Annotated in this window: 23 protein-coding genes; 6 read left to right on the top strand and 17 right to left on the bottom strand. The window is 43.9% G+C overall.

Annotation, left to right across the window (positions count from 1 at the left end; genetic code table 11):
- The first annotated feature begins 80 nt into the window (after positions 1–80).
- Entirely contained in the window at positions 81–1,382 is a 1,302-nt protein-coding gene (locus ABD960_RS16740) for a DEAD/DEAH box helicase (protein WP_345332720.1), read from the top strand.
- A gap of 9 nt (positions 1,383–1,391) precedes the next feature.
- Here the strand turns inward: ABD960_RS16740 and ABD960_RS16735 are convergent, their stop codons facing one another.
- On the bottom strand, positions 1,392–1,619 hold the full coding sequence (locus ABD960_RS16735) for a VF530 family protein (RefSeq protein ID WP_345332717.1): 228 nt from the start codon (positions 1,617–1,619) through the stop codon (positions 1,392–1,394).
- Between the two features lie 329 nt (positions 1,620–1,948).
- Here ABD960_RS16735 and ABD960_RS16730 point away from each other — a divergent pair, with 329 nt between their 5' ends.
- The gene (locus ABD960_RS16730) at positions 1,949–2,626 is read left to right on the top strand and encodes a MarR family winged helix-turn-helix transcriptional regulator (protein ID WP_345332715.1); all 678 of its coding nucleotides are present in this window, start codon (positions 1,949–1,951) and stop codon (positions 2,624–2,626) included.
- Between the two features lie 168 nt (positions 2,627–2,794).
- On the opposite strand, the gene ABD960_RS16725 is transcribed toward ABD960_RS16730, so the two are convergent.
- Both ABD960_RS16725 and ABD960_RS16720 read right to left on the bottom strand, forming a co-directional pair.
- Entirely contained in the window at positions 2,795–3,598 is an 804-nt protein-coding gene (locus tag ABD960_RS16725) for an alpha/beta fold hydrolase (protein ID WP_345332713.1), read from the bottom strand.
- Between the two features lie 21 nt (positions 3,599–3,619).
- Positions 3,620–4,801 (bottom strand): FAD-dependent monooxygenase, encoded by a 1,182-nt coding sequence (locus ABD960_RS16720; protein ID WP_345332710.1) that lies wholly within the window; start codon positions 4,799–4,801, stop codon positions 3,620–3,622.
- Positions 4,802–5,287: 486 nt separating this feature from the next.
- On the opposite strand from ABD960_RS16720, the gene ABD960_RS16715 reads away from it, so the two are divergent.
- The 4 genes from ABD960_RS16715 (at position 5,288) to ABD960_RS16700 (ending at position 11,442) form a co-directional block, all read left to right on the top strand.
- A complete protein-coding gene (locus ABD960_RS16715) occupies positions 5,288–5,635 on the top strand; it encodes a hypothetical protein (protein ID WP_345332707.1) in 348 nt (115 codons plus the stop codon).
- Positions 5,632–8,139 carry a 3-keto-alpha-glucoside-1,2-lyase-like domain-containing protein gene (locus ABD960_RS16710; RefSeq protein ID WP_345332705.1) on the top strand — a complete coding sequence of 836 codons (2,508 nt, stop codon included), beginning with the start codon at positions 5,632–5,634 and terminating at the stop codon, positions 8,137–8,139. The genes ABD960_RS16715 and ABD960_RS16710 overlap by 4 nt, the downstream gene beginning before the upstream one ends.
- A 200-nt stretch (positions 8,140–8,339) precedes the next feature.
- Positions 8,340–10,382, top strand: a complete 2,043-nt coding sequence (locus tag ABD960_RS16705) for a glycoside hydrolase family 127 protein (RefSeq protein ID WP_345332702.1) — start codon at positions 8,340–8,342, stop codon at positions 10,380–10,382.
- A gap of 190 nt (positions 10,383–10,572) precedes the next feature.
- Entirely contained in the window at positions 10,573–11,442 is an 870-nt protein-coding gene (locus ABD960_RS16700; protein WP_345332700.1) for an AraC family transcriptional regulator, read from the top strand.
- Positions 11,443–11,988: 546 nt separating this feature from the next.
- Here ABD960_RS16700 and ABD960_RS21030 read toward each other — a convergent pair.
- The 14 genes from ABD960_RS21030 to ABD960_RS16635 form a co-directional block, all read right to left on the bottom strand.
- Complete coding sequence (locus ABD960_RS21030; protein WP_425563476.1) at positions 11,989–12,204, bottom strand: Arm DNA-binding domain-containing protein; 216 nt, start codon at positions 12,202–12,204, stop codon at positions 11,989–11,991.
- Between the two features lie 687 nt (positions 12,205–12,891).
- Positions 12,892–13,752 carry an SDR family oxidoreductase gene (locus tag ABD960_RS16695; protein WP_345332698.1) on the bottom strand — a complete coding sequence of 287 codons (861 nt, stop codon included), beginning with the start codon at positions 13,750–13,752 and terminating at the stop codon, positions 12,892–12,894.
- Between the two features lie 79 nt (positions 13,753–13,831).
- Complete coding sequence (locus ABD960_RS16690) at positions 13,832–14,401, bottom strand: Crp/Fnr family transcriptional regulator (protein ID WP_345332696.1); 570 nt, start codon at positions 14,399–14,401, stop codon at positions 13,832–13,834.
- 116 nt (positions 14,402–14,517) lie between these two features.
- Positions 14,518–15,345 carry an NAD-dependent epimerase/dehydratase family protein gene (locus tag ABD960_RS16685; RefSeq protein ID WP_345332693.1) on the bottom strand — a complete coding sequence of 276 codons (828 nt, stop codon included), beginning with the start codon at positions 15,343–15,345 and terminating at the stop codon, positions 14,518–14,520.
- 63 nt (positions 15,346–15,408) lie between these two features.
- Positions 15,409–15,873: a helix-turn-helix domain-containing protein gene (locus ABD960_RS16680; protein ID WP_345332690.1), complete on the bottom strand. Its 465-nt coding sequence runs from the start codon at positions 15,871–15,873 to the stop codon at positions 15,409–15,411.
- 44 nt (positions 15,874–15,917) lie between these two features.
- Complete coding sequence (locus ABD960_RS16675) at positions 15,918–16,262, bottom strand: hypothetical protein (RefSeq protein ID WP_345332687.1); 345 nt, start codon at positions 16,260–16,262, stop codon at positions 15,918–15,920.
- A 43-nt stretch (positions 16,263–16,305) separates the two neighbouring features.
- A complete protein-coding gene (locus ABD960_RS16670) occupies positions 16,306–17,085 on the bottom strand; it encodes a helix-turn-helix domain-containing protein (RefSeq protein WP_345332684.1) in 780 nt (259 codons plus the stop codon).
- Positions 17,086–17,105: 20 nt separating this feature from the next.
- Positions 17,106–17,459, bottom strand: a complete 354-nt coding sequence (locus ABD960_RS16665; protein ID WP_345332682.1) for a hypothetical protein — start codon at positions 17,457–17,459, stop codon at positions 17,106–17,108.
- Position 17,460: 1 nt separating this feature from the next.
- Positions 17,461–18,504: an SDR family oxidoreductase gene (locus ABD960_RS16660; RefSeq protein WP_345332680.1), complete on the bottom strand. Its 1,044-nt coding sequence runs from the start codon at positions 18,502–18,504 to the stop codon at positions 17,461–17,463.
- 177 nt (positions 18,505–18,681) lie between these two features.
- Entirely contained in the window at positions 18,682–19,590 is a 909-nt protein-coding gene (locus ABD960_RS16655) for a helix-turn-helix domain-containing protein (RefSeq protein WP_345332677.1), read from the bottom strand.
- Between the two features lie 6 nt (positions 19,591–19,596).
- Complete coding sequence (locus ABD960_RS16650) at positions 19,597–19,953, bottom strand: hypothetical protein (RefSeq protein WP_345332675.1); 357 nt, start codon at positions 19,951–19,953, stop codon at positions 19,597–19,599.
- A gap of 220 nt (positions 19,954–20,173) precedes the next feature.
- Positions 20,174–20,608: a DUF2147 domain-containing protein gene (locus tag ABD960_RS16645; protein WP_345332672.1), complete on the bottom strand. Its 435-nt coding sequence runs from the start codon at positions 20,606–20,608 to the stop codon at positions 20,174–20,176.
- Between the two features lie 71 nt (positions 20,609–20,679).
- Entirely contained in the window at positions 20,680–21,663 is a 984-nt protein-coding gene (locus tag ABD960_RS16640; protein WP_345332669.1) for an SDR family oxidoreductase, read from the bottom strand.
- A gap of 60 nt (positions 21,664–21,723) precedes the next feature.
- A complete protein-coding gene (locus ABD960_RS16635; RefSeq protein ID WP_345332666.1) occupies positions 21,724–22,767 on the bottom strand; it encodes a DUF6268 family outer membrane beta-barrel protein in 1,044 nt (347 codons plus the stop codon).
- Positions 22,768–22,780 lie beyond the last annotated feature (13 nt).

Raw genomic sequence — 22,780 nt, 5'->3', positions numbered from 1 at the left:
AATCAAATTAGGCAATTAACTACTAAAGCGCCTTAAAATGGATAAATTTGTCACCTCCTCCGGGATTTTAAATAAAAGGTATGGCGTGGTCAGATAAATTTAAACTTAAAAAAGGATTGGTACAAGCTTTAAACGAAGCGGGTTTTACAGCTCCTAAAAAAATTCAGCAGAAAACACTGGCACGTATCAACGGCGGCCAGGATGTGATAGCTGTTGGCCCTGAAGGTTGCGGCAAAACCACTACCTATATATTAGCCGCGCTTAGCAAATTTAACTATACGCCGGATGGCGTGCCGAAGGTTTTGATATTAGTACCTGATAAAGAGAAAGTAGAAGAGGTTATTGCGAAGATCGGCCAGCTCAACAAAAACAAAACGCTTTCGATAGTGCCGCTGTATGTTACCCCCGGTACCGAAGCCCAGATGGACGCCTTGGCAGATGGTGCCGATATAGTAGTTGCCACGCCCGACAGGGCACGTGCTATTTACCTTAAGCTTGGCCTTGATGTAAATAAAATTGAGTTGCTGGTTATTGATGATGCTGAACTGATTGTTAAGCAAGGTTTGCAGTTACCGGTTACTGAACTGGCCGATAGCATTCCTAAATGCCAGCACCTTGTTTTTACTGAGGTGTTGCATGAGCGTTTAAACAAAATGATAGCACCTTTTATGAAGCAACCGGCCATTGTAGAGGTAGAAGAAATAGGCGAGCCGCAGTTTAATACACACCCGCAGATGCTATACCTGCTGCCTAATTTTGGCACCAAGGTAAATTTGCTAAACCTGTTTATTCAGGATGAAGAGCTGTTTACTAAAGTAGTGCTTTTTGTAAACACGCGCCTAACGGCTGAGAAATTATACAAAGGCCTACATGATAAAAAAAGTACGGTTGCTTTATTAAACCCATGGTTACCGGGTGTGGATGGCTTTACATCGTTGCCTGAGTTTAAAAATGCCCAGACTCGTGTACTGATCGTGGTCAATGACGCAGAACAGGAATCAGATCTGCGTGATATTCCATTCCTTATTCATTTTGAATTACCGGTTGAAAAGGAAACTTACATTCGCCGGATGATTAGTGACGCACCGGATGTTGAAAATGAAACCATGGCCATAACGTTCGCCACAGACCTTGAACTATCCGCGGTAAAAAAAATTGAGCAAGCTACCGGCCAGAAAATTCTGTCCGGAGAATTGCCGGAAGATCTGATTATTGAAACGGAACGCAGAATTACCGGTTCTGCTGAAAGAAAGGACGCCTTGGCAAAGGCGGATGATAATGCGCCCGGAGCCGCTTTTCACGAGAAGAAGGCAAGTAATGCTAAAACCTATAATTACAGGGCAGGCTTAAAAGCCAAAATGAATAAAAAGAAGAACCATTAGCAGGCTATGCTATTTAGTATCAAACGAGGTGGAGACGTAAAGGTCTTCCACCTTTTTTCTTGCCCAGTCGGTTTTACGGAGAAACTTGAGGCTTGAGTTGATGCTCGGGTTATCGTTAAAGCAATTTATGCGAATGCGGGCTCCCAGTTGAGGCCAGCCATAATGCGCCACCAGTTCGTTTAAAATACTTTCTAAGGTTTTACCATGAAGGGGATTATTTGCTTGTTGTTGCTTCACTTTTTATTATTTGAGCGCGTATCACCCGGTTTTTCCCATGTAAACGTTTACTTACATTCTATCGGGTGTCAGGGTGTAAAGTTCAAATAATTTTCCATACAATCGTAAGCTTTAATCAATACAGCAATATGGTCAAATTAAAACCAACCTGAACAATGCTGAAAAATGTCGATCAGTCATCAAATACGGATGAACTTTTTGTTGTAAGGATTTAAGTTTAACAAAGTTACTCAGCAAATCAAGTTGAGGCCGCCGTTAAAAACGTTAAACACCGATAATGTGGGTATCAGTAATTGAGCGATTAAATATATTTGCTATATTTTTGGTTTATGGATAGGAAAGAGATGTTATTGAGGCTGGTTTCAAACTTTTGTGATTATGAAGAGCAAAATACTTCAGGAGCCGAGCTTTCTTTTTCTGATTTCATTGGTTACCTCAATGCACAATATAATGCTGATACAAGGCCGCTCCGCGATGTTGCCGGACCGGAAGAGGCATGGTTACAGGAAGATCGCACTACCAATATAGAGATCTCTGTACTTTTCATTTTTCTTTACCGGTATGCGGTTTTTTACGGTAAAAAAGCGCTTGATGATAGTCCGCTTGCAACGCTTGACGAATTTTCATTTATGATTGTTTTGATGACTTACAAGCAACTGTCAAAAACGGAACTGATTAACAAACTGATCATTGAAAAAACATCGGGTATTGAGGTCATTAAAAGATTGGTTAAGAGCGGCATGCTTGAGGAACAGAAAAACCCTCATGATAAACGTAGCATTTTAGTAGCGCTTACGCCCAAAGGCAAGCGAACGGTTACAGACCTGCTGCCTAAGATGAAGTTGGTTGGCGAAGCGGTTATCGGTAACTTGTCGGAACTTGAAGTAGCATCCCTATCATATCTACTTAGAAAGCTTGACCATTTTCATAATGAGAATTATACCCAGCACCGGGAAACAGGATTAGAAGAAATTCTGGAAGTGAGAAGCAAAAAGATTAAGGATTAAAAAAGCTCGTGATTTCCCGCACAAAAAAGGCCTTAAATCGGGAATTGCTTAACGCTTCAATAGGCACCTAGAAACGTTATAACAATTTTATTAGTGCAATAATATATAGTAGTCTCAACTTGTTTCTGACAGTTGGATTTTTTAAACTTTAAATATAAAACTGATCAATTAGTGCTGCAAAAAATGGATCAAACGCTCATTTACTTTTTCGGCCGAATCAACGTTAACCATGTGCCTTCCGCCGGGAATGACGAAGTGTTTAGCTCTTGGCAATTGATGTTCCAAAGCTTTCATCGCTTCTGAAGCCGGGTCATCGCCACCGCTGATCATGAGTATGGGCGACCTGATCTCGCTCAGATCACCGGTCAGGTCGACGCCGCTGACGCTGTCAAGAACTGTCGCAACAGATCTGCCGTCACTCATCGCGGCATTGCCGAGGAAAATCTGGAAGGTTTGCACCCCAAGAGCTGACGATGAAAAGGCATCATTAACCAACATTTTCCAACCTTCATTAAACCATTTGGTGGTTCCTGGCCCGCTAGTTAGTTTTTCCTTCCACGCGGGTAAAAACTTTTTAAAAGCTTCGGTATCCGTATTCCATGACGAATTGATCAGAACGGCTTTTTTTACTCGTTGCGTTCTGTTAACAGCTGCCTTTAGCGTAATCATACCGCCCATTGAAAGGCCAACAAAATTCGCGTCAGATATTTCGAGCGCGTCAAGCAGTCCCCATACATCTTTTACAAGGTCCTTCAATGTGATCTCATCGCTTGTGAGTTTGGTAGCTCCGTGACCGGCGATATCCGGAATTATTACCCTGAAACCGGCATTTACAAGTGCGGAGGTCTGAAAGATAAAGTCGCGCCCTGATCCACCCGTGCTATGCAACAGCACCACTGGCGTGCCACGGCCAAAATCTACATAAAAAATATCCCGGCCGTTTACGTTCTTAAAGTTAGTTGTATTTTCCATTGTTATTTGATCTGATTGTACTTATTTGTATTCCGGCAGTTCAAAGTCATCCTCGTCATTTTTTTCTGAGGTGAATAATCCGGCGATCGTTTGAAACGCTTTGGACGCGATTATCGATTCCAATTTATTAATCAGGTATACACCTAACTCGCTTGATGGATAAGCGAGCTTAATGAAACCGGTAGGGAGTTTTTGAGTCTTCTCTACATAGCCTCTTAATTTTTTATCATACGCCTGAAATGCCGCTTCATGATCGGTATTCACGCTTAATTCTTTAGCCAGTATGTACGCGCCGATCATGGCCAACGCCGTGCCTTTACCTGTAAGCGGCGTTGGGCAGTAAGCTGCGTCTCCTACTAATGCTACCCGTCCCTTGTACCATTTGGGCATCCTTACTTGTGTTACGGAGTCTAAGTAAACGTCGTTGCTCTCTTTCAGGTCGTTAATTATTCTTTTACTTTCCCAGCCCGCATCAGCAAAAACCTTTTCCAGTAAAACTTTTTTTTCTTGCTGGGTTAGCCTGCCGTATTGGCGGTCGGGAGACAGAAAATTTAGCGATGCCCTTGTTGTGCCCTTGTTATCCGGGCGGAGTAAGATATTCCTTGATTTGGATGCCAGGTACCACCTTGCCCAATCTGAATCAGTGGGGTCTTTGCGTATGGTAACATAGCTGGTATAAATTCCCAGGTATTTCAGTTCAGCCTCGTCAGTAAAAACGCATTCCCTTGTCGCCGAGCGTTGTCCGTCTGCACCAAACACCAGTGCAAAATCTTCCTGCTTACCGCTTTTAAAGATTACATGAACTTTATCGCCTTCATCCGCTATCTTCTCTATCTCGTCCCCAAAACGATACTCCACATGGTCTTTGGTATGATTATATAAGATGTTGACCAGGTCGCCCCTCAGTATTTCCATGTTGGTAGTCATCCCACCCAACTGGCCTTTTTCAAAAGTAGCTACGAAATTATTGTCTGGATCCACGAAATGGGTGCCGGCCTCACCGGTACCTGATTTTTCGATCTCCTCATAAATCCCCATTTTTTTTGTGACCTCTTTCGCGGCCCCTTTGACGTCGATATTTTGACCGCCCAGTCGTAGTTCTTTAGCGCGTTCAACAATGGTTACCTTGTAACCGGCTTTGTTGAGCCAGTAGGCCAGGGTTGGGCCAGCTATGCTGGCCCCGGAAATGAGTGCGTTTTTCATAGGTAGAAATTTTGATATCTTTTTAATTCAGAAAAGGTTATTAAAACATAACCCAATCATAAAAATGGTTATACTTATATGTATTCGTAATTTAAAATAAAATAATAGTACGAAAACATAATAAAATACGAATTGTTTTAAACTTGCATATTTTAATAGTATCGAAGATGATTTTGAACAAATTGATACTGCAATTATTTATGAAACCGAAATGTCTACTTAATCATGTCAAATTTGTTCAAGTTTTTGTTAATTGAGTATCAGGCCTTGTACTTGAATTCCGTCATTTTTGTATTCCTGCTTTTATAAATTCAAGGTGTTTTGTAAAATTTTAAATGGCATATCATAAGCAATTAAAACGAAACTTGACGGTACATTAGCTGCTCTGACTAATACATTGCCAATTAAACATTAAATCATATCTCACCGATTGATATACATCTTTGTATGAAATTAACCCTTAAATCGCTGCTTATTTTACGCTTAATGATCGGGCGCGATATTTACAAAAAGGACAATGAAAACCGGCCTTATCACGAACAGGGAAAACAGTTACAGATCGCAAAGCCACAGGACGCGGTTGCAGAGGGTATAATTTTAATCCCGGAAGACAGGCGAAACCAAGGTGTTGTTACTGCGATGGACATTGTAGAAAATGTCAGTCTGCCCAGCTTGGCCGATCATGCTTCGTACGGTTTAATCCGCCGGCGCAAGGAAATTGAATTGGCGTCAAAAACCGGTGCCGATCTGCATATTAAAGCGCCGGCATTGCAAACACAACTGATCAATCTCAGCGGAGGAAACCAACAAAAAATTCTCTGTTTCTTTTTATGACACGCAAACTTTTAGCGATACTGCTTGCCTTGTTCTCAGTCAACATGGCTTATGCGCAATCAAATAAAATTGATGTTGACGCAGCAACTGTTTTAAATAAAATACCTTCAACGCTTTATGGCTCATGTATTGAGGACGTAAACCACGAAATTTATGGTGGATTGTATGGTCAGCTGCTTATGGGCGAAAGTTTTGAAGAGCCTGCATCAGCTGTAAACTACACGTATTGGAAAAAATCGGGTGGATATTGGGCAGCCGATTACGAATACAGCAATCCGGGTATTTCCATAGTGCCGGGGCGCCGCACCCGGAGGATGGTTGCCAGAAACGACCTGGATGTTGAACCTGATGGAAGCGCCCGGTTGATTTACGATGCAAGGGAGATCAATAACGGTAGTATTGACGTCGATATGCTGTTGTTGCAGGAAAGAGGGCGTGGGGCAAGCGTTTACGTGCGGACATCAAAAGTGGGCATAGGAGAGAATTCGCTAAACGGCTACGAAATCAGGCTAAACAGAGAGTCGGGTAAGCTGCAATTGCTGAAGCACAGGTGGAATGAGGAGTTGCTAGCCGAGAAAAGCGTCCGTTTTTCAGGTGATGGCTGGAACCATCTGAGCATCGTATTTAAAGGCAATGTTATTTATGTAGCGCTTAACGCTGAAAAACAAGTAATTAATTTTATGGATACCAATTTGCCGTTAACAACCGGAAAGGTGGCTTTGGGTACCGCGGGCTCGCCTGTACGTTTCAGAAACGTAACAGTGGCCGCCGATGGAAGCAGAGAAACGCTTTCGCTTACATATCCTGCCGATCAAAAAGTAAGCGACCGCTGGGATGCTTTACAAAGTAAAACAGTTAATGCAAAGTTTACACTTGAGCAGGATGGGGCTTACAACGGTAAGGCTGCACAATCGGTTGAAATTATTTCAGGAACGGGTAGGGCGGGTGTTTCAAACCGGGGCTTAAACCGGTGGGGAGTATCTGTAGTGAAAAATGAAGTTTTAACCGGCACCTGCCACTTTCAAACCCCTGATGGTACTTTACCGGTAACACTGGCGTTAGAAAGCGCTGACGGAAAAACGGTTTATGCACGCCAGGAAATACTTGTTAACGGGGCAAACTGGAATAGTTACAAATTCTCGCTAAAACCAATCGGCACAGACACAAATGCCAGGTTTTCCATTTTTTTTGAGCGGAAAGGAAAACTGAATATCGACCAGGTGACCTTATTCCAATCCGGCGAAAGAAGCTACAAAGGCTTACCCCTACGGGCTGACATCGGCAATGCGATCGTATCAGAAGGCCTTACCTTTTTGCGTTATGCCGGTACAATGGTTAACGCGCATGGTTACCGTTTTAAAAAGATGATTGGCGAGCGAAGTTTAAGGCCGCCTTTTACGGGCCATTGGAACGAGTACAGCAGCAACGGCTTCGGAATTGAAGATTTTATTCAGTTTTGTGAAGCCGCTAAAATTACTTCGGCTTTTGCCATCAATATTGAAGAAACGGCTGATGATGCCGCCGATATGGTTGAATATTTAAACGGCGATGAAACTACCGCATGGGGCAAAAAACGCGCTCAAAACGGGCATCCTAAACCTTACGCAGTTAAATATATTGAAATTGGCAATGAGGAAATTCTTTTTGAAGGAGATAATGAAAGGGTAACAGACCATTACATCGAGCGTTTTTTGGTGCTCTACGATGCTATTCATCATAAAGATCCATCCATAAACGTGGTGTGTTCTGCCTGGTGGCGCCCCGACTCAAAAAATACTGAAAAGGTTTTCAAAGCGCTGGATGGTAAAGCCGCTTACTGGGACTATCATGTTGGCGGCGATGACCCAAAATCAGGCTTAGAAGTGGATAAGCAACTCACAAGAATGAAACAGCTTTTTCAAACCTGGAATCCGGATACGAAAATGAAATGCGCAATTTTTGAAGAGAATGGCGGGCTACACAACATGAGCCGAGCCTTGGGGCATGCCACCAATTTAAACGCGGTTAGAAGGCATGGCGACTTTCTTTTAACCTCTTGCCCGGCAAATGCCCTGCAACCTTACCTGCAAAATGATAATGGCTGGGATCAGGGGCAGATTTTCTTTACCCCGAAGCAGGTGTGGGGTATGCCGCCGTGTCATGTTCAGCAGTTGGCTTCAAAAAATCATCTGCCATTGCGTGTGAAAGATAAAGTTGAAGGAAACCTGGATGTAACATCAACCAAGAGAGAGGATGGTAAAACATTGATTTTGCATGTGGTCAATATTGACACGACAGAAAAATTGACCGAATTATCACTGAATAACTTTGCCGGGCTGAAAAATGAAGCCGAAGTATGGACGATCAGCGGAGCATTAAAAGATGAAAATACGCCCGGAAATCCGGCAGCTGTTTCGGCTAAAAGCGCTTCTGCCAGTATAAATGGTAATAAGATGAGCTATAGGTTTCCGGCTAACTCCTATACGGTTATAAAATTTCAAAGAGATAAGTCGAATTCCCAGTGATAGTAAAATAAAAATAATGCTTTGGTGCGGCGAATAAAAATAAAGCCTTATTTGATAAAACATGTCAAGCCAGTACAATAAAAAGGCAATACGGTGCAAAAATAGTATCAGTTTTCAATCTACATTTTAATTTCAATTAAAAGTATTGCGGGCGGTTGTTGTTCAGCTACTTGCATCTAAATTTCAAGAAATATCAGCTTATGACTTTTTTTAACCGCCTTTTGGCCGTGTCTGTTGGCTTTGCCAGTTTATTTTCTTATAATTCTTTTGCACAACCGGTAAAGCGAATTGTACACCCGCTCGAATTTTCTCAGGTAAAAATAGATGACGGCTTTTGGAGCCCTAAGTTAAAGGTATGGACAAAAGTAACGGTTTACGATGTATTTGATAAACTGGAAGGGCATTATGAGCCGGACCGTCCGGATATTATTGCCGAAAAGAAGAAATTAGGTCGTACGCGTAACGCGTTTATGAATTTTGACCTTGTTGCTCAAGGAAAAAAAAACATTGGCGTTCATGACGGTCCGCCATGGTATGACGGGCTTGTTTACGAAACGATCAGGGGAGCGGCAGATTTGCTTGCAGAGCACCCGGATCCGGAGTTGGAAAAGAAAATAGACGGATATATTGACCGCATAGCTGCTGCGCAGAATGCGGACCCGGATGGGTATCTGAATACCTATACCACACTTACTTATACAAACAAGCGGTGGGGCGCTAACGGCGGGAATGACAGGTGGCAGCATGATCTGTACAATGCCGGAATGCTGGTTGAAGCAGCTGTGCACTACTACAAGGCAACCGGTAAAACCAAATTGCTTGACGTAGCGGTAAGGTTTAGTAATTATATGGCGAAGGAGATGGGTCCGAGCCCTAAGAAAAATATTATTCCCGGTCATGGTGGGCCGGAAGAGGCGCTGATCAAGCTTTACTGGCTGTTTAAGGAAAAACCGGAACTTAAAAAGAAAATGTCTGTTAAGGTTGATGAGAAGGAATATTTCCGGCTGGCCAAGTTCTGGATTGAAAATCGCGGTATTCACAGTGACCCGGACGGCAGCAATAAGAGAGAAAATTTGGGTGCCTACAACCAGGATAGCGTTCAGGTATTTGATCAGCCAACTATTGAAGGGCATGCCGTAAGGGCAACATTATTAGCAACCGGCGTGGCATCAGCTGCGCTTGAAAGTAAGGACCCGCGGTATATACAAACAGCTAACCGGTTTTGGGATAACATGGCCGGAAAAAAGATGTTTATTACAGGGGGGGAAGGGGCCATTTCATATGATGAGAAGTTTGGACCTGACTACTATCTTCCTGAATCTGCATACGGTGAAACGTGTGCGGCTATAAGCGCCGGTTTTTTTAGTACCCGGATGAATGAACTGGAAGGCGATGGAAAATACATTGATGAGTTTGAAAGGGTGCTTTACAATAATTTTCTTTCGGGCGTTTCGCTTTCGGGCGATCATTTTTTCTATGAAAACCCGCTGATAGGCAACGGTAATAAGCGCTGGGCATGGCATGATTGCCCTTGCTGCCCGCCTATGATTTTAAAAATGATCGGCATATTACCGCAGTATATCTATGGCGACGATGGAGAACAGCTTTACGTCAATCTGTTTATAGGCAGCGAGGCTGATCTGAAAATTAAGGGCCAGCAGGTGATGATCAAGCAAACAACCGGTTATCCTTGGAAAGGAAATGTTCGCCTGGAAATAAACCCGCAAGGGAACAAGAGCTTCGCTATTAAAGTGCGCATCCCGGGATGGGCCGAAAAAAAAGAAAATGCTTACGATCTGTACCACTCAAATGTAGACGGAAAACCAATGCTAAAAGTTAATGGTACACTTGTACCACTAACAACAACCGACGGATATGCCACGATAACACGCAAGTGGAAAAAAGGCGACGTGGTTGAATTAAGCTTGCCAATGGCGCCTCGCCTGGTTAGCCCTAATGAGGCAGTTAAAACCATAGAAAATAAGTTGTCAATAGCCTCGGGGCCGATAGTTTACGGCTTTGAAACTATTGATAATCCTGATCTGGGTGATTATAGATTAAATCCGGGTATCCCGTTAACGTTAACTTATAAGCCCGCGCTCCTGAACGGTGTTAACGTAATTAGCGGGCAGCTAACGGGTAAGCAAGGGAAACCCGTTAATTTCACTGCCATCCCATTTTTTGCATTGGGTAACAGGGAGCCGGGGTCGCCCTACAGAATTTGGCTACAGCAAAAAAACTGAACGGAAGGGCAAAGTGAGTGAAAACTACTTTGCAGTTGATAGGCATGCAAGGCTGTAGTTTTACGGCGACAGCCTTTTTAATTCATTTTGATTATTAAGTACCTTTTGCGATAAAGGCGACAAAAGCTGACAGGTTTGATATAACTTCTTTATTTCTTAATTTTAAATACGCTATTCATATTTGGCTGTTATGAGGGTATTCCGGGAAAATATTGTTAATGCCGAAAACTTGATCGTTATAAAAGAGGAATCATTCCCGTATAATGAGTTCCCGTTTCATAACCATCCCGAATATGAAATAATATTTATTATGGAGAGCAGCGGCCGAAGGATTGTTGGCGATAGCATCACCGAGTTTTCAGCGGTTGACCTGTGTATGTTTGGGAGCAACCTGCCTCATACATTTTACACCAAGGGCTTAAGCGCTGATAAGGAAGCCGTGAAACAGGTAGTTATTCAATTCCATGAAAATTTTCTTGGCCCCGGTTTTTTTGAAAGGCCAACCTTTGCAGGTATAAAAGATTTATTTTCACGTTCAGCACGTGGTATTGTATTTGGCGACGAAACAATAGCAAACCTGAGCGTCATTATCCAAAAGCTTGTTTATAAAGATCCGGCCGGCCAGATTATAGGCCTGTTAAACATATTACACGCTTTGTCGCAAGCGTCAGATATTACACTGTTAAGCAGTCCCGGTTTTGTTAATCAGATCAATTCCTCTGAATCCACAAGAATGGGGAATGTATATGATTATGTATTGCAAAATTTTAAGCGGGAAATTTCTTTAGACGAAGTGGCAACGATTGCTTATTTATCCCCGGCTGCGTTTTGCCGGTATTTTAAAAAGTTTACCCGGAAAACCTTATCAGAATTTATCCTCGACCTGCGCATAGGGTATGCCTGCAAGTTATTGCAGAGCCAGAGCTATCCGGGTATCTCTTGGGTGAGTGTAGAGTCCGGCTTTAACAATATTTCGTATTTCAACCGCAAATTTAAAGTTCTTAAAGGCGAAACGCCTATGCAGTATAAGCGGCGTTTTGCCATGAAAAAGGCCTGGTAGTTTGCCTTTCTGATTTCATTCTTCATTTAAACCTTCGGGCACCAAAGTGCTTGCCGAAAGGCAATATCTCCAATTTATACAAAAGCAATTGTAATCCGCCTCGCAGAGAAAATCAGGATTTATTTATCCTTAATTAACTCGGGTATTGCATAAATGTCCGGTTGATTGGCTCAACCTCGTCAGATCGGTTCAAAACTTGGTTAATCATGTGTTAATAACGCGGTGCTTATTAAGAGACTTTTGGTAAAAAACCCGCTTCTTTTTTAATCGGAATAAAACGACGGACGACGTACCTGCAATGAGTTTACGCATGCGGTAAACGTCATCTTTGATGTTTGTAATCAAATGCAATTACTTATCTGGTTTTATTTAGCGGAGTTGAAATGGCCGGTTTTTAACTGATCATCAACCTTTAAATACTTCTACCGGCTTAAAACGGATCTTTTTTAATTAAACTTTGTGTTGATTTGCGATAGTAAGGCGTGCTGTTATAAAAACATGCCGCCTGAAACTTCTATCCGCTGAGCATTTACCCATCGGTTATCTTCAGAAAGTAAGGAGGCAATCATTTCTGTTTAAAAGTTGAGCGTTCGGATGAGAGGGTGAAACATTAAGCTGCTCCTTGTTCCAAAACTTTTCTTTAATAAATACGCCAGTGTTAACAGTACTTGTTGTGCGGTTGTAAGTAATTATGATTTGAACAGCGTAAGTGCCATCGGATTTTACTCGCCTGGTATCAAGCAATACTTTGTAAGTAACCATTATGTTTGTATTGTGGCTGCCTGTTTGTGCAAACAGTGTGTAAACAAATCACATATGGGTTGCGCTTTTCTAAACCTTTTAAGATAGGTACTAAAACAAAAAGCCCTTCAGAGATACTCTGAAGGCTTTTATGTGGGAGCAACAGGATTCGAACCTGTTTATGTAAATGACTTAATTTCAAATCAATACGACCTCCTTGTTATCAGAGGTAGTCGGCCGGGTAACACGCCTTAACGACATTAATCAAATATATGTTTATTGCTATTATTTAACTAAAATTCTTTTCACTTTTCGTTCGCTTAGCGCGAATGAAAGGTCCGGTTGCTTGGCGTGCACTGGGGATCAACTGCGATCAAAACGTAATTTACTTAGGTCATCTTCCGCCATCTCAGTTAATATCACCCTTACATCAGTTTTCAAAAGGTAAAGGTGGAGCAATTAGATCGGTATCGCCGAAGCGGAAGCTGTTTTTGCTGCCAAAAATCGGACACTTCCAAAAGGTACTAATAGGGTTTAAGTAGCTGAAGCAGCGAATAATACTTTTGGCTTTCTTCCAACTTTACATTCGACCATTTGCTAAAGCAATAAGGGTTTTTAGAGTAAACCTTATCACACAGGGCTTGGTGCAAACCAAAAAAAAACGGCAGTAGCGTTCGCCACTGTCGTTCGCATAAATCTCTCTTCGACTTACAACAGCTCACCCATTCCAAACACTGTCAAGCCTTTGGCAAATTGTTCGGTTATGGCCTGGTTGGCGGCATCAATGTATTGCCCGGTTATGGGGTCAACCACAGTGCGTAACGGACGCGTGCCTTTAGCAGTGTCGATCAATTGAACGATCGCGTCGGCAACCTGCTGCGGGCTGGGATTCTTAGCTTGCATTTCAGCGGTCAGCGCAGCCACCATTTTGTTGGGTATTTCTGCAATAGCGCCATAACCCTCAAATACCCCCTGGTCAGATGCGGGGTTGTTCTTTTGCTGCATTTCTGTAGGAAAAGCACCAGGTTCCACAATGGCCACATCGATGCCTAAACGCTTTACCTCATAATGCAGGCCTTCACTTATGCCTTCCAGTGCAAATTTGGAAGCTGCATAAATAGTAGCGAAGGGGAACGATACCCGCCCAAAGCCGCTGGACACGTTAATGATCAGTCCATCGGCCTGCTTGCGCATGGCGGGCAGCACCTGTTTTGTCAACCGCCACGGAGCATAAACATTGATATCAAAAGTGGTGTGCACATCAGCGATGGTAAAGCTCTCCGCTACACCGGTCATGCCGTAGCCGGCATTGTTAACCAGCACATCAATAGTGCCTTCCTTAGCTAAAATAGTTTCAACAGCCTGCTTAACGCTTTCGTCGTCGGTCAGGGTGACGTCCAAAACGGTTACGTTCTCCACAACTCCAAGTGCCGCGGCTTTGTCGGCATTGCGGCCATTTGTATCGCGCATGGTAGCGTACACCTTGTGCCCTAAGGCGGCTACGCTATGGGCGGTAAGCCATCCAAAACCACTGTTAGTTCCGGTTATCAATACGATCTTTTTGCTCATCTTTTTAAATTGTTTAAATGAATAAGCAAATGTTGAGAATGCTTACAACATAACTTTTACCATTTGGTAAAAAGTAATCTCAACGAATATTTTTTCGGATACGGCTCAGCGATTGCTGGGTAATCCCCAAGTAGGAGGCCACGTAAGAAAGCGGAATGCGGTTGGTGAGGTTGGGGAATGCCTCAATAAATGAAAGGTAACGCGTGGTTGCATCTTCAGACACCAGGGACCCGCGCCGTTCCATAGCCAGCATCAGACATTTTTTTACCATGTTGGCCTTCGTCATATCCCAGCCCACAATGGTATTGGATATATCGTCCCAATCTTTTTTATTAAAAACAAGCACTTTGCAGTTGGTAACCGCCTGTACATATTCGGATGCGACGATCTGTGACTCGAACTTCTCGTTATCAACCACGAAATTGCCTTCGTCAACAAAATAATTAGTGATCTCTTCTCCTTTGTTGTTATAATAACAAAAGCGGAACACGCCTTCCAGCACAAATGCCACATAGCGGGGCACCTTCCCGGCTTCGGACAGGTAATCGTCTTTTTTGAGTTCAAGCATTTTCACCTTGCTCAGCAAAAAGTCGATCTGTTGTTTGTTGAGGTCACCAAATTGCAGGATAAGATTGATCATGTCTTCCATCCGGTAAAGATAGCGTACTGCGCAAAGCAGTTATTTACCATTTGGTAAAAAATGATGTGCATCGGAGAATAAACGCATAAAGCCCCTGCAATATAAGGGGCTGTTATCCTGTAGTTTCAGAGCAGGTTTTCCTGCGCCGCCTGATAGATGGTCCGCACTGAAGCCTGAAAGCCCAAACTGCGGGCCAGCGATGCATCGGCATGCAGGTACCACGGGTTAGTCAGCGGCTCGGCGGATGGGGCCATCGGCTGGCCAATAAGCTGTAACAGTTCGTATAAGGTCGTTGGCGCCTCATCTGCGATATTGACCACCCGGCCATCCATGGTGCCTTGCAAAGCCAGGTTGACAGCGGTATATATATCACGATGGTGGACGGTGCTCATACGCATAGCCGGATGAAAATTGGCAGCAACTATATGTTTCGGCAATTCTTCCAGGTGGCCGTCACCATCCCCGTAAACAAACGGGAAGCGAAGAACCGACCAGTTCAGCCCGCTTTCGCGTAGTTTCTTTTCCGCAGCCACTTTACTGGCCGGATAGGCGTGCTGCGGATTGAGCGCATCATCCTCACGGCCGGGATGCGGATTGCTTTTGTCATATACATGGCTGGTGCTTGCAAAAATGAAGCGGGCATCCGGAGCAGTAATCTTTACAGCATCAATCAGGTTGCGCGTACCTTCCAGGTTGCTTTTCCAGATCAGTTCCGTGTCCGGTGAACGGAACACCGCTGCCAGGTGAATGACTGCCTTTACATCTCTAACCGCTGCTTCCAGGGACGCAGGATCGAACAGGTTACCCTCTACAGCTGTTACTCCAGAAGCCACTTTTTTGCCTCGTACCAATGCAGCACACTCACATCCTGCTTCAACAAGGCGGGGCAAAAGCCTTGAACCCACCAGACCGGTTGCACCAGTTACTAATATTTTACCAAATTGTCTTTCCATAATTAATTTATTTTAGACAAAGGTGGGGCTAATGCGATGATAAGGTTCGGACAAAAACCGCTTTTACAAGGACAAATCCTGATAAAAGCCGGCTATCGTTTTACCGGTTATTTTTTTAAACAAACGCGAAAAATAACTCGGGTCGTTAAAGCCGAGCTCAAATGCCAGTTCTTTTACCGATGTAGTTTGGTTATGATATATTCTGCGCCTGGCTTCGGTAATCAGGCGGTCCGTAATAAATTCCTTAGGTGAAAGGCCTGATTGCTGTTTCACGACCCTGTACAAACAATCTGTGCTTACGGCCAGCTTTGCTGCAATCTCCGTTATGGCAGGCTGATCAGTAAGATGTTCGTCCACAAATAGCTTGAAACCTAAAAATGTATCGAGTCCTTCCAGAGTGCGTTTTTTTTCCGATGCAAAATAAGCGGTATTAATTTCTGTAAGCAGGCTGTTCAGGTACGCCAGGACCAGTTCCGGATCAGTATCAGCAGTGCGCAGCAGCTCATGTAAAGTTTTATATGCGTTCAAAAGCCTTCGGGCTGCATCGTGCTGAAAACTTATTTTTTGCCGGTTCAAGGGGTTAAGCAAAAAGGGGAACTTTTTCGGCAACCGGGATAGGCACTTATCGTCAAACCCAGCTTATAATAGTTTGCGTCATGACCGGCTGAAGCCAGTTGCCTGATCTGGTGGGGCAAGGCAAATAGTAGCTCATTTTTACTTACCGCTATCGTTACTCCATCAATAATTTCCTGGCTGCTTCCTTCCAGCACAAACAGAAAGAAATAGTAAGGCAGCCGCTGGGCAGAACTGTATTGGGCTGCTGACTCCGGCGACAGGCGCCCGAACTCGGGAGAGACAACACGTATAGGGAGGATTTTGTTCTGGCTCAGGTTTTCGGGGAAAGTGTTGCTACGCATAATTCCTAATGATCCTTATTAGGCGAAGTTAACCAATTTGCCCTTATCTACGTGCTAAAAGCGTGGTGGGAGTTACACCAAACTCTTTCTTAAACGCCACAGAAAAATGCGATAAGGATTCAAAACCGAGGTCAAGATAAATTTCAGAAGGTTTCCTGCCTTGGTTTTGCACAAGAATGTGGGCCTCATGCAAACGCTTGCGCACCAGCCAACGGCTTGGGGATTCCTTAAATACCGATTTAAAGTCGCGCTTGAATGCAGAAAGGCTCCTCCCGGTGAGCAAAGCGAACCGTTCGAGGCTGACATTGAACCTAAATTTCCGGTTCATATACGCTTCCAAGTTAATTTTTTGCGGGATATCGAAATTAAAGAATATACAGGTAAGATCAGGCTGAAGCCTCAGCAGGATGATCAGGAGTTCCTCATACTTGATATCTTCGAAAGCGGCATCCAGTTCCATCGCACCCCTGTAATAAGGTTTTACCGATTGGATAAAGCTGTCGATCAATCCACTATTAGGCAGTTCTATAATAGCATGGTCGAATGAAAATGCTACTGCGCTGCTTTGGTGCTTTTGCTGAAACTCGCGGAGAAACTCCTCGTCAAAACAAAAGAGTATCGGCTCAAAATCTTCCGTTGTACTGTTGAGTATGAATTTAACCAGGTGGTTCCTACGGGCTATACAGCAATCCCCGGACCTGAAGGTATACGTTTCATTGCCGTCAAAAAAGCTGACGCTACCATTGAGAATATATAAAAACAGGTGGTCGGGAACGAACTGTTCTTTCAGTATATTACGCTCTACCTGGTTTATCGCTCTCATCTTTATCGTATTCAATATTGCTAAACCGTTTCGCCTTTAAAAGGATGCCCTAAATAGATCAGCAACAAAGGCATAATCAAAAAGGGTACTTCTATCAACGCGAACTTAAAATTGCCTGCCTTCAGTGCCAGGGACATCATAAGGACGAGCTGTAGGGCCCGTAGCGTATTTCCCCAAAAGAATGTTCTAGGGAAAAGAATCAAAATGGCCGTGGTAATCGCCCAAAAGCCAATTATCATGCGCGTTGTATCCGTTATGCCCAGGGCCGACATCATACGGATGTATTCCTCGGATGGTTTCTTGAATGCACGGCTACCATGGCTGATACCCAAATATAAGGATATCAGCAGTAATGCCCCACTTGCTATCTTCATCTTATTTCGCGTTAATGAGGTTATATTTGGCCATGCTGTCCACCGAGGCCAGCAGCGTATCTTTCTGTGAGGCAATAGGGTGCCAGCCTAAAACTGTCCTGGCTTTTTGATTGCTTACGTTCCGGTTCATCCGGATGAACAACAATGCTTCTTTAGCCTGATCATTGAACAATGCCCCTAATCTAAGTATCCAGGTCGGTAGTCGCCTTGTAGCAACCAGTCCTGAAACACCCGGTCGTTCTTTTTTCAATAATGCTGCAATTTCAGGCAATGAAATTTGTCCGTCTGCACTGGCAATGAAGCGTTGCCCTTTAGCCTCTGGGCTTAGCATTGCCCGAATATGCAGATCTGCCACGTCCCTGACATCTATTACGTTCAGCGCAATATCTGGAATGGCTTTCATCGATCCGTACAGCAGGTTTTTAAGCAAGTGAAAGCTACCGCTGATATGTGCGTCGAGCGTTGGCCCCCATATGGCAACGGCATTGATAGTAACAAATTCCAGCCCACCACCTTCAGATCTTATGAAATCCCAGGCAGCACTTTCGGCCAATGTTTTTGACTTTTCGTAAACCGATAACCCCTTTGCTGTCGTATCTGTCCAGTCCGATTCGGTGGTTTCCCTGCTTTTATCGGTTTGCGTAAAGCCGACGGCACCGAAATTGGAAGTCATGACTACCCGCTGTACACCGGCGCGCTTCGCAAACTTCAGGATACGTAAGATACCTTCCACCGCGGGCCGGATGGCTTCCTGCTCATTTTTAGGCTTCTCAAAGAACACCGGTGATGCTACGCTCAACACATAGCGGCAGCCTTCCATCACCTTTTGCCAGTTATCATCTGTAGTCAGTTCTGCTACCGCAAATGAGAGGTGATCGATAGCCGCCACACCCTGGTCTATCAGCGTCTTTTTCAATTCCGTTGTGCTTGCCAGGTTGCGGACCGTTGTCCTTACCCGGTAGCCCTTTTGTAACAATTGCAGTATAACCTGCCGGGCCACGAAACCTGTCCCGCCTGTTACTAAAACAGTTGCTTTGTCTTCCATTGTTTAAGATTAAAATAGACAACAAAGGTCCGGGTAAAAATAAATGGGAGGTTTTCTGAAAAGTCCAATTTGCTTTATTGAACGGGCCAGGTATCAGCGTTCAAAATAATTTTTTCTGTTTGCAATGTATGACCGACGCTTGCTTTAGGGCCACTTTACCAAACTAGTCAGCGTATCTTAGTTGAAGGACTGCCGAAAATTCAACGGACTTTGTTTTGTCTTGCTCTTAAATAATTTATTAAACGATTGAGGATGTTCAAATCCTAATTGATAAGCGATCTCGCTTACAGACATCCGGGTGGTAGACAATTTTTCTTTCGCCTTCTCGATCAGTTTCTCGTGGATGATCTGTTGCATAGTCTGGCCGGTCAGTTGTTTCAGCAAGCTGCTTAAATACTTGGCGGAGATGTTTAGTGCATCCGCAAAGTATTGTACAGTTGGTAGCCCTTTCGCCAGCAGCGCTTCGTTCTTCAGATACGTTGTTAAAAGCACTTCCACCTGATCTAAGATTTGATGGTTCGTGATCTTTCGGGTAATGAACTGTCGCTGGTAAAAACGTTCAGCGTAGTTGAGTAAGGTTTCCAGATGAGAGATGATAATGTCCTGGCTGAACTTATCTATATTGCCAGCATATTCCGTTTTGATATTTTTGACCAATTCGTTGATCAACACTTCTTCCTTATCCGAGAGAAATAGGGCTTCATGGGTGGCGTAACTGAAGTACTCGTATCGCCTGATCTTGGTAGCAAGTGATGTGTTCCATAGAAAATCCGGGTGTACAAAAAGCATCCAGCCTTGTAAATTGGAAGGTACGCCGTTCTCTTCCCCACGCAGGACCTGGCCTGGAGACATAAAAGCCATGAGCCCTTCGTCAAAGTCGTATTTCTGTTGCCCGTAATGTAAGCCATCACAGCCTCTTTTCATGGATATCACATATAAGTCGAATATGACCGCGTCTATATCGGTATCATTTCGCAGACCTTTTAAATCCACGATACTGATCAGCGGGTGATGAGGTTTAGGAAGTCCCATCAAACGGTGTATTTCTGTGACGGAACTGATCCGGTAGGGCTTGCTGTTAGCCATGAGCTTTTATTTAAATTTAAACGGATACTTCAGCCATATCATGATCAATGGCATGACTAAAAATGGGATCTCTATCAACGCCATGCGATAGTTACCGGCCCGCAGTGCAAATCCCATGATCATAACGATCAGGAATGCATTTAGCATATTGCCTAAAAAGTAGGTGCCGGGCAGAAGCAACAGTACGCCGACCGCTACTCCAACAGCAGCCAGATATGGAATGAACGTTTCCTTGATCCCAAAACTTTCCATCATTTTAACCGACTCCGGATTGTTTTTGTAATGCATCGTATCCCAGGCGTGTTTAAAGCTAAGGCTTACCGAAATAAGCAGCAGTACTGCGGAAATAATATTTTTTAACATGATTGATTAAGGACAAAAGTGTTCATGATATAACCAGCGATTATGGCTATCGGCACGCCAATGATTGCGCTTGTCAGAGCTCTTCTGGCCTTAACCGGATATGCCTTTCTGTGCCTGAAATATAGGAAGAAACCTATTGGAGGAAGGGCATTGGAAACAATGAACCAAAACCGCGACAGTTGATCTTTATTGTCTTTCATGAGTATTGATCTTAAAACTATTATTGAACTCTTTTCCATTTAAATGATTTGCCCATCAGGGGGATGCCTTTGTAGCCGCGGGTCTCCAGGTCATTCGGGCCTTTCAATTTACCTTTAAAGCCATAGGTGTTCCCATCCTGTACGCTATACAGTTTACCTTCCACGTATTCACCGTCCTGATAGACCAGACCGGTGATATGGGTAAGGCCTTGCACGGGCCTGCTACGGAGCTTTTCATTGGGATTTTTAACATCCTTCTTTGATGTTTTGCCGTCTGCTTCAAACATTTCCTTAGACCACAAGAGTTTAGCGGAGTAGGTATTGCCGACTTTAAACATCTCGATCTTGTAATCCTCACATTGCCATACGCCGGTGATCTGATCCGCAGGTAATTTCTGGGCTAATGACGCCAATGATAAGAGCAGTGCAAACACTGCTAAAATTGTTTTTTTCATAAATGATCGTTTATTGTTGATTTTTCAATTTTTTGATTTTCAAATTCTTTGTGCTTAACTTGATCTGCCTGTTAAAATGCCACCTTAGCTAATTCTTGCGATATCTTCCATAATTTTGCAGCAGTATTTACATCTTGTGCCTGTGCAGGTATTTTCGCAATGGCTGGATACCCCCGGGTTTCCATCATTTTGTCTGGTCCATAATACAAACCTCCTTTGGCCTCCGGAGAGGTCGCTGCATATAATGTTGGCAAGGCCCCTTGTGCAGATGGCTGGAACAAAAACGGAAGAAGAGTTCTCATCATCCCTGCAACACTCCATCGCCCCGCGCCGGTAATCAACAGATTGGTCCGGGAAACACCCGGATGGGCAGCGACACTCATGATACCCCAACCGTGCTTTTCACTTTGTCGCTGAAGTTCCAAAGCAAACATCAGGTTCGCAAGTTTTGACTGACTATATGCTTTCCCTGGAGCATAAGAAGATCTTGATTGGAGGTCATCGAAATTGATCATCCCTTCACGATTTGCAATACTTGAAACGGTAACAACGCGTGCACCTGGTGATTTGCGTAACAGTGGAAGAAGCTGAGCTGTCAATGCAACGTGACCGATATGGTTTGTCCCGAACTGCAACTCAAAGCCATCGGCCGTTTCTAGTCGTTTTGGTGGTGTCATTACTCCTGCATTATTTATCAGGAGATCGATGGCATGCCCTTTTGCGATCATTCCGGAAGCAAAGGCTTTGATCGAGGACAGGTCCGCAAGATCTATTTTTTCAAAACTTACTTTTGCGTTCCTGTTAACTCTTTGAATCTTAGCAATTGACTCAGCGCCTTTTTGTGCGTTACGCCCCATCATGATCACACTCCATCCTGCCGATGATAGCGCTAATGCATCTTCATATCCAATACCTTCTGTACTACCAGTAATCAGCGCCACACCATTGTTCCTAAAAGGAATCTGAGATGCTGTCCAATTTTTAGTTCTGTTTTGCATTTTAGATCTTTTTTGTATTGCAAAGTTCAGAAGTTGGAAGCAGGCAGATGTATCCAAAAGTCGCGAGGTTGTAGTAAAAAGGAAGATTGGCTGCTTTTATGACAGGAAGGGCGAAACCTACTTCTTCGGCTTAGCAAATGGGTTAAAGGAAAATCCGATGTTCACGTAAGGTGCCGCGTCAGCCCTGCCTTCCCAGGTATAATCAGTGAACGAACGGTCTTTCTCAAATGTCCTGGCATACGGATATAGACGAACGCCGGCGCGTAAAGAAAGGGTAATGCTTCCCGGTAAAATGTGCTCATAAAGCAACCCGGTGTTCACATCAACCTGGCGATACTGATAGGTTGTGCGGTTCTCGTCAAGGTCGTTCAGAAAAAAGGTCGTTTGCGGGTCCAGTTCCCAACCTGCGGAAAGCCTGCCATTGCCAAACATTTTTTTTCGCAGGTAGGCATACCGTGGCAGAAAGATATCCGCCGTCAGGCTTTCATTGAACTTATGCTCCAGCAGGAATGTAGGGATCACGCGGATGAATGTACCCGGATCGGTGGTATACAGAATTCCCACATTGATCTTTGTCCTGTTGTTTGCTTTGAGAACTATAGCGCCGGTAAACAGCCCGCGAACCCTCTCCAGCGAACGTTCACTCCAATCAACATTAATACTCCCGCTGTAGATGACGGTCTTGCCAAAGAGTTTAGAGAAGTAGGTCAAGTTCAGACCTTCTGTATGATAATGAAGGTCCCTGCTGACCGTCTGTGATGTAGCGGCTGTGGATTCCGGAAAGTTATATTCGGCCGAAACATACCGGTAAAAACCGTTGACTTGGACTAACCACCGCCTGTTTTGAAAAAGATTGATGTTGGCGCTTGCACTCAGTTGTGAGTACTTGGTAAACTCTCCATCCGGAAGGTCCTGGCCTCTGAGGGTAGACGAGGAATTATAATTGCCATATTGCTTGTAGTCTATGCTGAACGGCCTGCGTTCGGCGAACTTATCCACGACATATTCAACGGCTTTTTTAGGTAGGCTATCCTGGCTTTGCGCTTTGATAGTTAGCGGCAGCATAGCAATTACCATAAAGCCGGTCAGTGTTTGAATAAGGGTTAGAACTTTTCGTATGCTATGAAAAGTGCCATAAATTGAAAAATTGTGATCGAACATAATTGTTGAGTTT

Source organism: Mucilaginibacter defluvii, from assembly GCF_039543225.1.
In the GTDB taxonomy this organism is placed as follows: domain Bacteria; phylum Bacteroidota; class Bacteroidia; order Sphingobacteriales; family Sphingobacteriaceae; genus Mucilaginibacter; species Mucilaginibacter defluvii.
The sequence above is the reverse complement of the archived record's forward strand: the minus strand, read 5'-3'. Positions and strand labels throughout refer to the sequence as shown.